The sequence below is a fragment of the Alcanivorax sp. HI0044 genome, assembly GCF_001634945.1.
The window spans coordinates 1-1,720 of the sequence record NZ_LWEZ01000408.1 but is presented as its reverse complement, the minus strand read 5'-3'; the positions used below and the strand labels follow the sequence as shown (position 1 = coordinate 1,720).

General features: G+C 58.0%; 3 protein-coding genes. 2 read left to right on the top strand and 1 reads right to left on the bottom strand.

Annotated elements, in window-relative coordinates:
- Nucleotides 1-135: 135 nt before the first annotated feature.
- On the bottom strand, nucleotides 136-435 hold the full coding sequence (locus tag A3730_RS04950; protein WP_063519014.1) for a hypothetical protein: 300 nt from the start codon (nucleotides 433-435) through the stop codon (nucleotides 136-138).
- Between the two features lie 164 nt (nucleotides 436-599).
- Between A3730_RS04950 and A3730_RS04945 the strand changes: the two genes are divergently transcribed.
- Both A3730_RS04945 and A3730_RS04940 read left to right on the top strand, forming a co-directional pair.
- The gene (locus A3730_RS04945; protein ID WP_063518936.1) at nucleotides 600-1,022 is read left to right on the top strand and encodes a PaaI family thioesterase; all 423 of its coding nucleotides are present in this window, start codon (nucleotides 600-602) and stop codon (nucleotides 1,020-1,022) included.
- A gap of 204 nt (nucleotides 1,023-1,226) precedes the next feature.
- Nucleotides 1,227-1,694, top strand: a complete 468-nt coding sequence (locus A3730_RS04940) for a response regulator (protein WP_156496819.1) — start codon at nucleotides 1,227-1,229, stop codon at nucleotides 1,692-1,694.
- Nucleotides 1,695-1,720 lie beyond the last annotated feature (26 nt).

The following is a 1,720-nucleotide window of genomic DNA, read 5'->3' as shown; positions in this document are numbered from 1 at the left end:
TGCGCACTGGGGTCTGGATTCCCATGGGGAAACTCCTGATGTCTCAAAACGTTACGTCAAGAACAATGCCGACGCTCGCCACGGCGCACATTCACCGATGGACAAGGCAACAAAGTCGGGGAAACGAAGAAACGATCAGGCTATAGGAGGACGGAAAGGGTTATCGGCCGGGGCATCCGGCAGGAAGGGGCGCAACGCCATTTGACCTGCAGAGGGCGGGGCCAGGCGCAGCGGCTCACAATCGGTGGAGGCCATGAAACCATGGCATTGACAGCAATGGTCGCCGCCTTTGTCCAGCACATCCGCACTGACCAGATCCTGCTGGACCTGTTCCAGCGAGGCAGCTGCGCCACCATCGTGCCCGTGATGCATGGCATCCAGCACCAGTACATGAGTACTGATGACAAGCAGCAATGTGTAGACCAGTGCTTTCATGGGATGCCCGCTAACGAGGGAAGAGTCGCAACCTTGCGATACCCATAGACCGCCGTCAAGACAATCGGTTCCCCGTCACCTGTGGGTACGATCCGGTCATCCCGTTTTCCGAATCGGCATCGTATAGTGTCGGCTCCGTTTCGCCGGAATGAAAAAGGAAAACCATGAGCCACATTGACCAGATCAAAAACGACATTCTCGCCCACCCACTGCACCGGGCCTGCGAACTGGAACTGGTAAGCGCGGTGGATGGCCGCAGTGAAGTGCGTTTCCCGGTGAATGATTTCACCACCAACCCCCAGGGTGCCCTGCATGGCGGCATCGTTTATGCCTTGATGGATGTGGCCTGCTTTTTTGCGGCGGCCTCCAGACTGCCACCCGAGCAGCACGCGGTGACCATCGAAACCCATAGCAGCGTGCTGCGTGCCGCCAGCCGGGGCGAACAGGTCGTGATCCGCGCCCATGTGGACCGCCTGGGCCGAACCCTTGCTGCCATGCGGGCTGAAGCCTATGCCATAAACGCGCAGCAGCAGGAACGCCTGATCGCCACCGGATCGGTGACCAAAGCCATCGTGCAGATCACGTAGCCGTTTTTTTGCGCGTTTTCCCCGCGCTTTTCCCCACCATTGTGCGGTTTTCGTCCCTGCCGGATAAACGGCTATCCGGACGGCATGACCGGCTCCTTGCCGTTGCCCGAACCAATTGTCAGCCCCTATAGCGGGGCGTATCGTAAAACCTGATACCCGTGTGCCCACCCTTAGCGGAAAAGGGTGAGCACAATGTAGCACGCCGTGAATGAGGGACTCACCATGTATCAGGTCATGGTCGTGGACGATGAGGAATACATCCTCAAAGCCTTGAAGCGCACTATCAATACCTACACCGACTGGGAAGTGGAAACCTACCAGGACCCCCACGAAGCCCTGCGCCGGGCGCGCACTACCGTATTCGATGCGGTGATCACCGACTATATGATGCCGGAGATGAATGGCCTGGAACTGCTACAGGAACTGCGCGACCTGCAACCCGACACCATTCGTATTGTGCTGACCGGGGTGATCGACATCGAGACGGTCATGTCCGCGATCAACAAAGCCGGCGCATTCCGCTTTATCCCCAAACCCTGGGACGACGACCAGTTACTCGACAATATCCGCGAAGGCCTGAAGTTCCGCGATATTTTGCTGGAAAACCGTATTCTGGCGGAAACCGTGCGGGAACAACGCGAGACCCTGCGCAGCATGGGCTACGAAGGCTAGCCCTTTCAGCCCGACAAACAACAACT